The organism is Shimia sp. MIT910701, assembly GCF_047126315.1.
Classification (GTDB): Bacteria; Pseudomonadota; Alphaproteobacteria; order Rhodobacterales; family Rhodobacteraceae; genus Shimia.
Genome location: NZ_CP138953.1, coordinates 4,044,815 through 4,057,266, shown reverse-complemented (window position 1 = coordinate 4,057,266; position 12,452 = coordinate 4,044,815). Strand labels below are relative to the sequence as shown.

The window sequence follows — 12,452 nt, the reverse complement described above, 5'->3', positions numbered from 1 at the left end:
CATGTCGTTGGACACCAATGTATCCGCCAGCCCGTTGCCATCCGCAGAGCTGACCAAAGACGCACATATTGATACCGCCAAATACGATGAGATGTACGCGGCGTCAGTGTCTGATCCTGAGGCGTTTTGGCGGGAGCATGGCCAGCGTGTGGACTGGATCAAGCCGTACACCAAGGTGAAGAACACCTCCTTTGCGCCCGGTGCTGTGGACATCAAATGGTTTGAAGACGGCACGCTCAACGTGGCCGCCAACTGTATCGACCGCCATCTGGAAACCCGCGGCAATCAGGCCGCGATCATCTTTGAACCGGATGATCCCAACGAGCCAGCCCAGTCGATCACCTATGCCGATCTGCACCAGCGCGTCTGCCGCATGGCCAATGTGCTGGAGCAGCTGGGCGTGCGCAAAGGCGACCGCGTTGTCATTTACCTGCCGATGATCCCGGAAGCGGCTTACGCCATGCTGGCCTGTGCCCGTATCGGCGCGATCCATTCCATCGTGTTTGCCGGCTTCTCTCCAGACGCGCTCGCCGCCCGGATCAACGGCTGTGACGCCAAAGTGGTGATCACCGCAGACAGCGCCCCACGTGGCGGCCGCAAAACCGCGCTCAAGTCCAACACCGACGCCGCCCTGCTGCACACCAAAGACACCGTCAAGTGTCTGGTGGTGAAGCGCACTGGCGATCAGACCACCTGGATCGACGGCCGCGACTATGACTACAACGAGATGGTCATGGAAGTCGGCGACTACTGCAAACCGGCCGAGATGAACGCCGAAGATCCGCTGTTCATCCTCTACACCTCCGGCTCCACCGGGCAGCCCAAAGGCGTGGTGCATTCCACCGGCGGCTATCTGGTGTATGCCTCGATGACGCATGAATACACCTTTGATTACAAAGACGGCGACATCTTCTGGTGCACCGCCGATGTGGGCTGGGTCACCGGCCACAGCTACATCGTCTATGGCCCGCTCGCCAATGGCGCCACCACGCTGATGTTTGAGGGTGTGCCGACCTATCCGGACGCCTCCCGTTTCTGGCAGGTGTGCGAAAAACACCGCGTGAACCAGTTCTACACCGCGCCCACCGCGCTGCGGGCCTTGATGGGCCAAGGCAATGAATATGTTGAGAAATGTGACCTCAGCTCCTTGCGCATCCTTGGCACCGTCGGCGAGCCAATCAACCCCGAGGCCTGGACCTGGTACAACGACGTGGTCGGCGGCGGCCGCTGCCCAATTGTGGACACCTGGTGGCAGACCGAGACCGGCGGCCACATGATGACGCCCCTTCCCGGCGCCCATGCGACCAAGCCAGGTGCAGCAATGAAGCCCTTCTTTGGCGTGCACCCGGTGGTGCTGGACCCGCAGTCTGGCGAAGAGATCTCCGGCAATGATGTCGAAGGGGTTCTGGCGATCAAAGAAAGCTGGCCGAGCCAGATGCGCACCGTCTGGGGCGACCACGAGCGCTTTGAGAAGACCTACTTCAGCGACTACAAAAACTACTACTTCGCGGGTGACGGCTGTAAGCGCGACGCGGATGGCGACTACTGGATCACCGGCCGTGTGGACGATGTGATCAACGTGTCCGGCCACCGCATGGGCACCGCCGAGGTGGAATCTGCGCTTGTGGCCCACGCCGCTGTCGCTGAGGCTGCTGTGGTGGGCTATCCGCACGACATCAAAGGCCAAGGCATCTACTGCTACGTCACTTTGATGAACGATCAGGAGCCTTCCGAGGAGCTGCGCAAAGAACTGCGCACCTGGGTCCGGACGGAAATTGGCCCAATTGCCTCGCCCGACCTGATCCAATGGGCGCCCGGTCTGCCCAAAACCCGCTCCGGCAAAATCATGCGCCGCATCCTGCGCAAAATCGCCGAAAACGACTACGGCAGCCTGGGGGATACCAGCACACTGGCAGATCCGTCGGTGGTTGATGAACTCATCGAAAATCGCATGAACCGGGGCTGATTGGATATGCAAGGCGATACTGCAACTCTCACCCGCACTGTTAATGTCATCTTGCTTGGCCCTCCCGGGGCCGGCAAAGGCACTCAGGCGGAACTGCTGGTCAAAAATCACGGTTTGGTGCAGCTCTCTACCGGAGACATGCTACGCGAGGCCAAAGCCAGCGGATCTGAGCTTGGTCAACGTGTGGCCGACGTTATGGAACGCGGGGAATTGGTCACCGATGACATCGTGATTGGCCTGATTAAGGAAAAGCTCTCCAACACTGACGCCAAAGGTTTCATCTTTGATGGCTTCCCCCGCACGCTGGCGCAGGCAGATGCCTTGGGCCAACTGCTGGAAGAGTTTGACATCAAGCTGGACGCTGCCATCGAGCTCAAGGTCGATGACAAGGTTTTGGTACAGCGCATCTTGCACCGTGCCGAACAGGCCAAGGCTGCCGGACAGCCAGTGCGCGCCGATGACAATGAGGAAACATTGGTGCAGCGCCTGGAGGCTTACCACGCACAAACCGCACCATTGATTGCCTACTACGAGGGCAAAGGAGTGCTGAAATCTGTGGATGCAATGGGCGTGATTGACGCCATTGCCAAAGAGCTGAGCGTGATCGTTTCCTAATCGATCGCATGAGGGAAAGCACCCGCCAGCCACAGAGCCAGCGGGTGTGGAGGAAAGAACCGAGAGGGAGGAGACATATATGTCCGAAAACTCATCCAACGACGCGTATTGGAAAGCCAATGTGCGTATCATTTTGATCAGCCTCGTCATCTGGGCGCTGGTCTCTTTTGGGTTTGGCATCCTGCTGCGCCCAATGCTTGCGGGAATCTCCGTGGGCGGGTCTGACCTGGGCTTCTGGTTTGCCCAGCAAGGATCGATCCTGGTCTTCCTGGCGCTGATCTTCAACTACGCCTGGCAGATGAACAAACTCGACATCGCCCACGGCGTTGACGAAGAATAAAAAGGATCTGAGGGACAATGAGCCAATTCGCAATCAACCTGCTGTTTGTGGGCGCGTCATTCGCGCTATACATCGGCATCGCGATCTGGGCCCGCGCCGGGTCCACGTCTGAATTCTACGCTGCGGGTCGCGGCGTTCACCCGGTCACCAATGGTATGGCGACAGCGGCGGACTGGATGTCCGCGGCCTCGTTTATCTCCATGGCTGGCCTCATCGCCTTTACCGGCTATGACAACTCTTCCTTCCTGATGGGCTGGACCGGTGGCTACGTGCTGCTGGCGCTGCTGCTTGCGCCATACCTGCGTAAGTTTGGCAAGTTCACCGTGTCGGAATTCATCGGCGATCGTTTCTACAGCCCAACCGCCCGTATTGTGGCTGTGGTCTGCTTGATCGTTGCCTCCACCACCTACGTGATTGGTCAGATGACCGGTGTGGGCGTGGCCTTTGGCCGCTTCCTGGAAGTGTCCAACACCGCTGGCCTGCTGATCGGTGCCTGTGTTGTGTTTGCCTATGCTGTGTTTGGCGGCATGAAAGGTGTGACCTACACCCAGGTGGCGCAGTACTGTGTTCTGATCACCGCCTACACGATTCCAGCGGTTTTCATCTCGCTGCAGTTGACCGGCTCGCCAATTCCGGCGCTGGGTCTGTTTGGGGATCACGTAGCTTCCGGTGAGCCTCTGCTGGCGAAGCTGGATGCGGTTGTGACCGACCTTGGCTTCAAGGAATACACCGCCCACCACGCCGACACGCTGAACATGGTGCTCTTCACCCTGTCTCTGATGATCGGTACCGCAGGTCTGCCACACGTCATCATGCGCTTCTTCACCGTGCCAAAAGTTTCGGACGCCCGTTGGTCCGCAGGCTGGACGCTGGTGTTTATCGCGCTGCTGTATCTGACGGCGCCTGCTGTTGGTGCGATGGCCCGCCTGAACATTTCCGAGCTGATGTGGCCAAATGGCGGCATCTCCGGTGAAGCAGTGACCACCGAGCAGATCGCAAACGATCCTGAGTACGACTGGATGGCCACTTGGCAGAAAACCGGTCTGCTGGATTGGGAAGACAAAAACGGCGACGGCAAGATCCAGTTCTACAACGACAAGAACGAAGATCTTCAGGCAATGGCCGCGGAAAAAGGCTGGGAAGGCAACGAGCTGACCAAGTTCAACCGTGACATCCTGGTGCTGGCGAACCCTGAAATCGCAAACCTGCCGTCTTGGGTGATTGGTCTTGTGGCTGCGGGTGGTCTGGCAGCGGCGCTCTCTACTGCTGCGGGTCTGTTGCTGGCGATCTCCTCCGCCGTGTCTCACGACCTGATCAAAGGTGCGATCAACCCGAACATCTCCGAAAAGGGCGAACTGCTGTCCGCACGGATCGCGATGGCGGTGGCAATTGCTGTGGCAACGTGGCTGGGTCTGAACCCTCCAGGCTTTGCGGCGCAAACCGTGGCCTTGGCCTTCGGTCTGGCAGCGGCGTCCATCTTCCCGGCGTTGATGATGGGGATCTTCTCCACCAAGATCAACAACACCGGTGCGGTGGCTGGCATGCTGGCAGGTCTGACTGTGACGCTGATCTACATCTTCCTGCACAAAGGCTGGCTGTTCATTCCGGGCACCAACTCCTTCACCGATGCTGACCCGCTTCTGGGCACGATCAAATCGACCAGCTTCGGTGCCATTGGTGCAGCGGTGAACTTTGCGGTGGCCTACATTGTGGCAGGTATGACCAAAGAGACACCAGCGGACATCAAGGCGCTTGTGGAAAGCGTTCGAGTTCCCCGCGGCGCAGGTGCAGCTCAGGATCACTGAGCCCTTGCGTCCCTTGACGGCGGGTTGCCCCCAATCCGCCGTCACTTTAATGCCGTTGCCTCCGATCCTGTCGGGGGCAACTTTTCCCTTCCAAGACTGACGGTTGGCTTGGGAGTGATTGCTGCGGCAGCGCGTCCGCTTGCCGCTTACGTCCCCCACATGACAAGGTGCCCCCATGTCACTAACTCATGATCAAATCACCCGTTTTTTGCGTTCCGTTCATCCCTATGACAGCCTGTCTGACGAGGCGTTGCAGGAACTGGGCGCCTTTTTTGAAGTTCAAGTTCTAGAAACCGATACGCAGATTTACCGCCTCGGACAAAAGCTTGATGGCCTGTATCTGATTTATAGCGGCACCGTTGAGGTGACCGATGAAAATGGCGCGGTGGTGTCCCATTTGGGATTGCGCAATTCCTTTGGTGAAAGGGGGCTGCTGCGCGATGGCGTGGCGGTGACCAGCGCCCGATGCGAAAGCGACACAACCTTGTTGATGTTACCTGTGAGTGCGTTCCAGAAAGTGCGCACCACAGAAGGTGCTGTGCAGCGGTTCTTTGATCGTGCCCGGCCAGTAGGGCGAAAGACGCCTACCAGCGATCTGGCCTCCACCGAAGTGGCCACCATTATGGCGCGAACACCGATCACGCTGGCGCCGGAAGACACTGTCAAAGCTGCGGCCCAGAAGATGCACGCCGCTGGGATTTCGTCGCTGTGCATCACCGAAGGAGACGCGCTTTTGGGGATCATCACCACCGGCGATCTGGTCGGGAAGGTGTTGGCCGAGGATCGCACGCCGGAAACTGCGCTGGCAGAGATCATGACCCGCGCGCCCAGAACACTGCCGTCTACGGCGATTGGCTCGGACGTGCTGCACATGATGATGGAACATGGCATTGGGCACATTCCGATTGTCGATAAAAACAAGCTCGTAGGCATTGTCACACAGACCGATCTGACCCGTTTTCAGGCAGTCACCAGTGCCGAGATGGTGCGCGAGATTGCCAAGGCGGACAGTGCAGAAGAAATGGCCAAAGTCACCGCCCGCATTCCACAGCTGTTGGCGCAGCTTGTCGGGGCGGGGCACCGGCATGACATTGTCACGCGCTTGATCACTGATGTGGCAGATACCGCCACGCGGCGGCTTTTGGCGTTGGCTGAGAACAAGCTTGGCCCGCCGCCTGTGCCGTATGTTTGGCTGGCCTGTGGCTCTCAGGGACGGCAGGAACAGACCGGCGTGAGCGATCAGGACAACTGTCTGATCCTAGATGATGCGGCCACGGAAGAGATGCGTACAGGCTACTTTGCACAGCTGGCGCAGTTTGTTTGCGACGGGCTCAATACTTGTGGTTATGTCTATTGCCCTGGCGACATGATGGCGACGGCGGATCGCTGGCGGCAACCGCTGCGGGTTTGGCGGGAATACTTCGTGGGCTGGATCACGACGCCCAACCCTGAAGCGCAGATGTTGGCCAGCGTGATGTTTGATCTGCGGCCGATTGGCGGCAAGCTGGATTGCTTTGCGCGGCTTCAGAATGAGACCTTGGCGGCGGCGTCCCATAACTCGATCTTTGTCGCCCATATGGTTGGGAATGCGCTCAAGCACCATCCGCCGCTTGGCGTGTTGCGCGGGTTGGCGACCATTCGCTCTGGCGAGCACAAGAACCAGATTGATATGAAACACAACGGGGTTGTGCCGGTGGTCGATTTGGGGCGGTTGTGTGCCTTGCAGGGGCGGCTGACACCGGCAAATACACGGGCACGATTGCGCGCGGCCAGTGATGGATCGGCGGGGATTTCAAGCGCGGGAGCGGCGGACTTGTTGAGTGCTTATGACTTGATTGCGGAGATGCGGCTGGACCATCAGCTGCGCCAGATCCATGCAGGGCAGGCGCCGGACAACTATTTGTCACCGGCGGATTTGTCGGACTTTGAACGCAGCCATCTGCGCGACGCTTTTGTGGTTGTAAAATCGCTTCAATCTGCGATTGGCCACGGGCGCGGCGCGTTGAGCTAACGAAAGAAGAGGGGGGCGAGATGTTTCTGGAACTGATCGCGGTGATTTTTGCAGGCATGGGGGGCGCCGGGCTGATGGCGCTCATTCGGATGGCGACAGGTGGCCGGTTGCCGAAATGGCTGACGCCGGTGGCCGCAGGAGGCGCTATGATCGCCGCCACTGTGAGCTCGGAATACAGCTGGTACAGCCGTACGACCGCGACTTTGCCGGAAGGCTTTGAAGTGGTGGAGATTGTTGAAACCAACGCGGTTTATCGCCCTTGGACCTATGTGGTGCCGTTGACCGAACGGTTTGTGGCGCTGGACACGGCCTCAGTGCAAACCAACTCTGCGCAACCTGATTTACGATTGGCACAGGTGTATTTCTATGGCCGCTGGTCGCCGCTGAACCGCCTGAATGTGGCAGCAGATTGCGGGACAGGGCGCCGTGCCGCGCTGACCGATGGGATCAGCTTTGACGATGCCGGTTCCATTGAGGGCGCGCAGTGGGTGACCGCGCCGGAAGATGATGCGCTTTTGAATGCGGTGTGTGAGGTGTCGTGATGGGACAGCGGGCGATTTTGGCGGGGTTGTCTTTGCGGTTACGCATCTTGCTGTTCTTCGCCCTGTTGGCCTTTGGCGGCGTGGCGGTGATGTTTGGCGCGCTTTGGGCGGGCTATCGCAGCGCGTTGACGGACGGGGTGGCGAGCGGATTTATCCTTGCGGGGATCATTGGCGGCTTTGGCTTTCTGGCGTTGGCCGTGGGCATCTGGCTGTTGTTTGATGAGAACGTCGCCAAGCCCATTCAGGCTTTGTCCACCACATTGCGCGCGCGGGCGCATTCCGGTGTGAATGCCACTGTGGACACGCACTCGGCGCGCTACTTGGGAGATTTGGCACCTGCCGTCGAAGCGGTGTCGACGCGGTTGAGCAATGCCACCATTGATATAGCCCAAACCGTAGCCCAAGAGACCGAGACGCTGACCTCGGATCGAGAACAGCTCACCGCGCTGCTGACCGAGATCCCGGTGGCAATCCTGTTGGTTGGTCCGGATCATCGGATTATGCTCTATGACGGGCAGGCGGCAGGGACCTTGGCGCAGATTGCGCCGCCGCGGTTGAATGCGTCAATCTTTGACTATCTCTCTAAAGAGCGGGTTCTGGATGCGCACGAGCGGCTTCTGCAAGAAGGTGTCGAGGTGGCGTTTGAGGCAACTTGTCCGGATGGGCGAGTATCGTTTGATGCACGGCTTAAGCCTTTGCGCGGCACGCACAGCTATATGATCCTGATCGATGATGCCCACTTGGAGATTGCGCCTGACGCGGAGCGTCCCCTGACGTTTGATTTTGAACTGCTCGGGGATCAACCAATTTCCGATCTGGCTGCGCGGCGGCTCGATCAGATCCCCTTTGTGGTGTTTGATTGTGAAACCACTGGCTTGCTGCCGCACAAAGACGAGTTGGTGCAGCTGGGCGCGGTGCGGGTCTTGCGGGGCGAGATTGTATATGGCGAGGCGATGGACCGCTATATTCATCCAGGCCGTCCCATTCCGCCAGCCTCCACCAAAGTGCACCACATTACCGATGCGATGGTGGCTTCTGCGCCGCCGCCAAAATCGGTGGTGGCAGAGTTTCATCACTTTGCGCGGGACGCTGTGATCGTGGCCCACAATGCGCCGTTTGATATGGCGTTTATGCATCGACACGGCAATGAGATGGAGATCGACTGGCCGCAGCCCATTCTGGATACGGTGCTGCTCTCAGCGGTGCTATTTGGTACCACGGAGAAGCACACGCTGGACGCGCTTTGTGAGCGCTTGGGTGTGGTGATCCCCGAGCATCTGCGCCACACGGCGCTGGGGGATGCGCAGGCGACAGCCGAGGTGCTGTGTCATATGCTCCCTATGTTGGCGGCGCGAGGGCATACCACCCTTGGAGATGTGTTGGAGCAGACCCGCAAGCATGGGCGCTTGTTGGATGACATGAACTGAGGCGACTTGGCCTAATTGGGCAAAATCGGGACCATGGTGCCGGTCATCAGCGCGATCTGCGTGCGTTTCGTGCCTTCGATTGCAAAGACTTCGGCCTGCACGATCACCAACCGCTTGCCGGGCTTAATGACTTTGCCGACAGCTTCCAGGCGCTCGCCTTGAGCGGGGGCGAGCAGGTGAATCTTCATTTCGCTGGTGAGAACTTCGGCTTCCAAAGGCATGACAGACAAAGCGGAATAGCCTGCGGCGCTGTCGCCCAGACCAAAGGTCAAAGCGGCGTGGCCAAAACCGTGTTGCTGCTGACAGCTTTCCAGAACGGGGCCAGCCAAGGTCACGCTGCCGTCCGACACATCGGCGACTGTTGCGCCCATGGTTTGCATTATAGATTGCTCGGCAAAGCTGGCGCGGATTTTGGCGTCGATTTCTGGTGACATGCTGCGTTGCTCTCCTTTGGACGCTTGTATCCTGAAGGGGGCAGCACGTGATGGTCAATCACTGACGTTGCGGATTTCTTTAAGGTTCATAGAGCGCTGGTGCGCGCGCTTAACGTGGCATGGGCAGTTGTCGTGGGGTTTGTCCGGTGATGATCGCCATGGCCTCAGGGCGCATTAGCGCAGCCAAGGCGGTGTCGTCGGAGCGCAAGCCACCTGTGTAGGTGCCATAGGCAGGCAGAATGACCCGGTTGCTGTCAAACAGGAAGGCCGGGCGCGAGATGCTGCGCAGGCGGGTTTTTACACGAACTTTCGGGTGATAGTGGCCTGAGACCTCACCACTTTTTCCGTTCTGGGCGATGTGGCGAAAGGTCAGCGGTGGCACAGGCAGCTCGGCCAGATGTGCGCCACCAAGGTCGATGGGGCCGGGGTCATGGTTGCCTTCGATCCAGACCCAGCGGCGTCCGGCCTGAAGGCGGGAAATCCAAAGGCGATCCGCCTCTGGAAGCGTCTTGGCAGCTTCGATATCGTCAAAGCTGTCGCCCAGGCAAATCACTGTGGCCGCATTGCTGGCCTGGAGGTCATTTTCCAATCTTATCAATGTGTCACGGGTCTCATACGGCGGCATTGCTGGGCCGCCACGACGTAGGGCGCGCTCGGTTTTACCGAGGTGCAGGTCGGACACGATCAACATGCGCCGATCCTCCCACCAGAGAGCGCCAGAGCCCAATGCGGTGAGGGTTGTCCCAGCCAGTGAAAAGGAAACTCCGTTCATGGTATGTTCGTATCCTGTGTCCCCAAATGGATCAAGGGGGCAGTTTCACCCCTTGCAGAATTCGAACATTTTTCCGGATTTTACGCTGCTTTGAGCGTGTCAGCGTGCACAACCTAAACTTTTGCGAGCCCGCTGTCGTTCATAAGCGCTTCGGTTTCTTCCGCGAGCAGCCGTTCCTCCGCGCTGCCGCTTTGCACGGGCACTTTGCCAACTTCCAACAACAGCGGCGCGGCCAGTGGCGTGACATGCGGCGCGACGACGTGGTCTATCCGGTCTTCGACACTTTTGAGCAACGCTTCGATCCGAGAAAAATCGACCAGACCGCGCAACGCCTCTTCGCGGGTGATTTGCATCAAGACGTGATCAGGATCGTATTTGAGCAGGGTATCGTAAAGAATGTCTGAACTAAACGTTGCCTGCCGCCCCGACTTGCGCGCACTTGGAGTGTTGCGCTCGATCAGGCCAGCAATGGTGGCGGCGCCCCGGAAGGTTTTCTTCATCAGCGCATTGCCCGCCAGCCAGCCGTCCAAGCCGTCTTTCAATGTCTTTAGGTCAAATAGCGGGCGCGGGTCGGTCACTTCGTCCAGCCCCCAAATCAGCGTGGCATAGTCTGAGGACACAAACCCCATCGGGGCGAGGTCCATGTCTTCCATGCGTTTGGTCAGCAATAGGCCGAGGGTTTGCTGCGCATTGCGCCCGGCAAAGCCGTAGACGCACATATTTTGCCGTCCGTCGCGCTCGAAGGTTTCCACCAACAATCGATCTGGTTCCGGCAATCGGGACATGCTGCGCTGGAGGTGCAGCCAGTTTGCCGTGTGGGCGGGCAGGTCGGGCCAGTTGTCCGCTTGCAAGTAGCGCAAGGTGCGCTGCGATAGTTGTGTGGATGTGGAGAATTTGGTGCCGGAAAACACGGCCACGCGGGGTTTGCGGGTGGCGTTGCGTGAGACTTGTACGGTCATGTCGCGCAGGCCTTCGTAGCGCACAATCTGCCCGCCAATCAGGAAGGTGTCGCCTGCAGAAAGCGTTGCAGCAAAGGCCTCTTCGACTTCCCCCAATGGTTTGCCGCCGAGGTTGCGTTTCAATTGTACCTTCAGGGTGTCACTGTCCTGAATGGTGCCCGCGTTCATGCGCAGGCGGGCGGCGGCGCGGGGATCGCGCAGCTGCCATTGGCCGTCGGGACGCCGTTGCAGGCGTTGCCAGCGGTCATAGGCCTTTAGGGCGTAGCCGCCGGTGGCGCAGAACTCTAAGCAGGTGTCAAAGGCATCGCGGGACAGGTCCACATAGGCGCCCGCACTGGTCATTTCGGTGTAGAGGTCGTCCGCATCAAACGAGCCGGAGGCGGCGCGCAGCAGGATATGCTGGCACAGTACGTCGCGGGGGCCGGGGCCGCGCGGGTCGCCGTCCAGATCGCCCTCCTGCACTGCTTGCAACGCGTTGATGCATTCCACGACTTCCCATCGGTTGGCGGGCACCAGCAGTGCTTTGGAGGGGGCATTGTAGCGGTGGTTGGCGCGGCCGATGCGTTGCACCAGGCGCTTGACGTTTTTGGGGGCCCCGACCTGAATGACAAGGTCCACATCGCCCCAGTCAATGCCGAGATCCAGGCTGCCAGTGCAGACAATGGCGCGCAGGTCGCCCCGCACCATGGCGGCCTCGACTTTCTCGCGCTGTTCGCGGTCCAAGCTGCCGTGGTGGATGCCAATCGGCAGGGCGTCGTCATTGGCAAGCCACAGATTGTGAAAGAATATTTCCGCCTGCGCGCGGGTGTTGTGGAAGATCAGTGTGGTTTTGTGCGCCTTGACCTGCTCCAGAACCGCAGGGATGGCGTAGGCCGCGCCGCCGCCGAGCCAGGGTGGGGCTTCTTCGGTTTCCAGCATGGCAATATCGGGTGCCGGACCGGGATCGGCGTAGAGGATTTCACAGGGATCGGGATTGCGTGCGAGCAGCTTGGCGATGTCTTCGGGGTGGTCGACTGTCGCGGAGAGGCCGACGCGTTTGAGATCGGGGCAGAGGGATTGCAGCCGGGCGAGCGCGAGGAAGAGTTGGTCGCCCCGTTTGCTTTCCGCTAGCGCGTGGATTTCGTCCACCACCACACGTTTGAGGCCTTTGAAGATGCGGGGGGCGTCTTCGTAAGAGGTTAAAAGCGCTAGACTTTCTGGTGTCGTGAGCAGGATGTGCGGCGGGTCTACACGCTGGCGTTTCTTGACGGTTTGCGAGGTGTCGCCGGTGCGATCCTCGATGCGGATGTCGAGGCCGATCTCTTCCACTGGCGCGCGCAAGTTGCGTTTGATGTCGGCCGCCAACGCCTTGAGCGGGGAAACGTAGAGCGTGTGCAGGCCGTCATGCGGCGTGGTGGCGAGGTCGGCCAAGGTCGGCAAGAAACCGGCAAGGGTCTTGCCGCCACCGGTGGGGGCGATCAGCAGGGTGCAGGGATCCTCGGCGCGGGCCAGCATGTCGCGCTGATGCGGGTGCGGCTGCCAGTTTCGTTTGGCAAACCAGGCTTCGATGTTTTGCGGTAGCGCCGTTGTGTCCGGCAAGGC

General features: G+C 59.5%; 10 protein-coding genes. 7 read left to right on the top strand and 3 right to left on the bottom strand.

Annotated elements, in window-relative coordinates:
• Position 1: 1 nt before the first annotated feature.
• The 7 genes from acs to SIB38_RS19745 all read left to right on the top strand — a co-directional run bounded on the left by acs (position 2) and on the right by SIB38_RS19745 (position 8,706).
• Positions 2 to 1,966, top strand: coding sequence for an acetate--CoA ligase (acs, locus tag SIB38_RS19775; protein ID WP_412550899.1), 1,965 nt, complete (start codon positions 2 to 4; stop codon positions 1,964 to 1,966).
• A gap of 6 nt (positions 1,967 to 1,972) precedes the next feature.
• Positions 1,973 to 2,581: an adenylate kinase gene (locus tag SIB38_RS19770; RefSeq protein ID WP_294119025.1), complete on the top strand. Its 609-nt coding sequence runs from the start codon at positions 1,973 to 1,975 to the stop codon at positions 2,579 to 2,581.
• A gap of 79 nt (positions 2,582 to 2,660) precedes the next feature.
• Positions 2,661 to 2,921, top strand: coding sequence for a DUF4212 domain-containing protein (locus SIB38_RS19765; RefSeq protein ID WP_294119024.1), 261 nt, complete (start codon positions 2,661 to 2,663; stop codon positions 2,919 to 2,921).
• Between the two features lie 17 nt (positions 2,922 to 2,938).
• On the top strand, positions 2,939 to 4,726 hold the full coding sequence (locus tag SIB38_RS19760) for a sodium:solute symporter family protein (RefSeq protein ID WP_412550898.1): 1,788 nt from the start codon (positions 2,939 to 2,941) through the stop codon (positions 4,724 to 4,726).
• A 175-nt stretch (positions 4,727 to 4,901) separates the two neighbouring features.
• The gene (locus tag SIB38_RS19755) at positions 4,902 to 6,737 is read left to right on the top strand and encodes a DUF294 nucleotidyltransferase-like domain-containing protein (protein WP_294119022.1); all 1,836 of its coding nucleotides are present in this window, start codon (positions 4,902 to 4,904) and stop codon (positions 6,735 to 6,737) included.
• A 20-nt stretch (positions 6,738 to 6,757) separates the two neighbouring features.
• Complete coding sequence (locus SIB38_RS19750; RefSeq protein WP_294119021.1) at positions 6,758 to 7,279, top strand: hypothetical protein; 522 nt, start codon at positions 6,758 to 6,760, stop codon at positions 7,277 to 7,279.
• A complete protein-coding gene (locus SIB38_RS19745; RefSeq protein WP_412550897.1) occupies positions 7,279 to 8,706 on the top strand; it encodes an exonuclease domain-containing protein in 1,428 nt (475 codons plus the stop codon). The genes SIB38_RS19750 and SIB38_RS19745 overlap by 1 nt, the downstream gene beginning before the upstream one ends.
• An 11-nt stretch (positions 8,707 to 8,717) precedes the next feature.
• Here SIB38_RS19745 and SIB38_RS19740 read toward each other — a convergent pair whose 3' ends face one another.
• The 3 genes from SIB38_RS19740 to SIB38_RS19730 form a co-directional block, all read right to left on the bottom strand.
• Entirely contained in the window at positions 8,718 to 9,140 is a 423-nt protein-coding gene (locus tag SIB38_RS19740) for a PaaI family thioesterase (protein ID WP_294119018.1), read from the bottom strand.
• A gap of 109 nt (positions 9,141 to 9,249) precedes the next feature.
• Entirely contained in the window at positions 9,250 to 9,912 is a 663-nt protein-coding gene (pdeM, locus tag SIB38_RS19735; RefSeq protein ID WP_294119017.1) for a ligase-associated DNA damage response endonuclease PdeM, read from the bottom strand.
• Between the two features lie 113 nt (positions 9,913 to 10,025).
• On the bottom strand, positions 10,026 to 12,449 hold the full coding sequence (locus SIB38_RS19730) for a ligase-associated DNA damage response DEXH box helicase (RefSeq protein WP_412550896.1): 2,424 nt from the start codon (positions 12,447 to 12,449) through the stop codon (positions 10,026 to 10,028).
• Between the last annotated feature and the right edge of the window lie 3 nt (positions 12,450 to 12,452).

Bases quoted from the DNA above. Each gene is read 5' to 3' on its own strand.
- SIB38_RS19770 (WP_294119025.1), top strand. From the start codon at position 1,973: ATGCAAGGCGATACTGCAACTCTCACCCGCACTGTTAATGTCATCTTG.
- SIB38_RS19745 (WP_412550897.1), top strand. From the start codon at position 7,279: ATGGGACAGCGGGCGATTTTGGCGGGGTTGTCTTTGCGGTTACGCATC.
- SIB38_RS19740 (WP_294119018.1), bottom strand. From the start codon at position 9,140: ATGTCACCAGAAATCGACGCCAAAATCCGCGCCAGCTTTGCCGAGCAA.
- SIB38_RS19750 (WP_294119021.1), top strand. From the start codon at position 6,758: ATGTTTCTGGAACTGATCGCGGTGATTTTTGCAGGCATGGGGGGCGCC.
- SIB38_RS19760 (WP_412550898.1), top strand. From the start codon at position 2,939: ATGAGCCAATTCGCAATCAACCTGCTGTTTGTGGGCGCGTCATTCGCG.
- pdeM (WP_294119017.1), bottom strand. From the start codon at position 9,912: ATGAACGGAGTTTCCTTTTCACTGGCTGGGACAACCCTCACCGCATTG.
- SIB38_RS19765 (WP_294119024.1), top strand. From the start codon at position 2,661: ATGTCCGAAAACTCATCCAACGACGCGTATTGGAAAGCCAATGTGCGT.
- SIB38_RS19755 (WP_294119022.1), top strand. From the start codon at position 4,902: ATGTCACTAACTCATGATCAAATCACCCGTTTTTTGCGTTCCGTTCAT.
- acs (WP_412550899.1), top strand. From the start codon at position 2: ATGTCGTTGGACACCAATGTATCCGCCAGCCCGTTGCCATCCGCAGAG.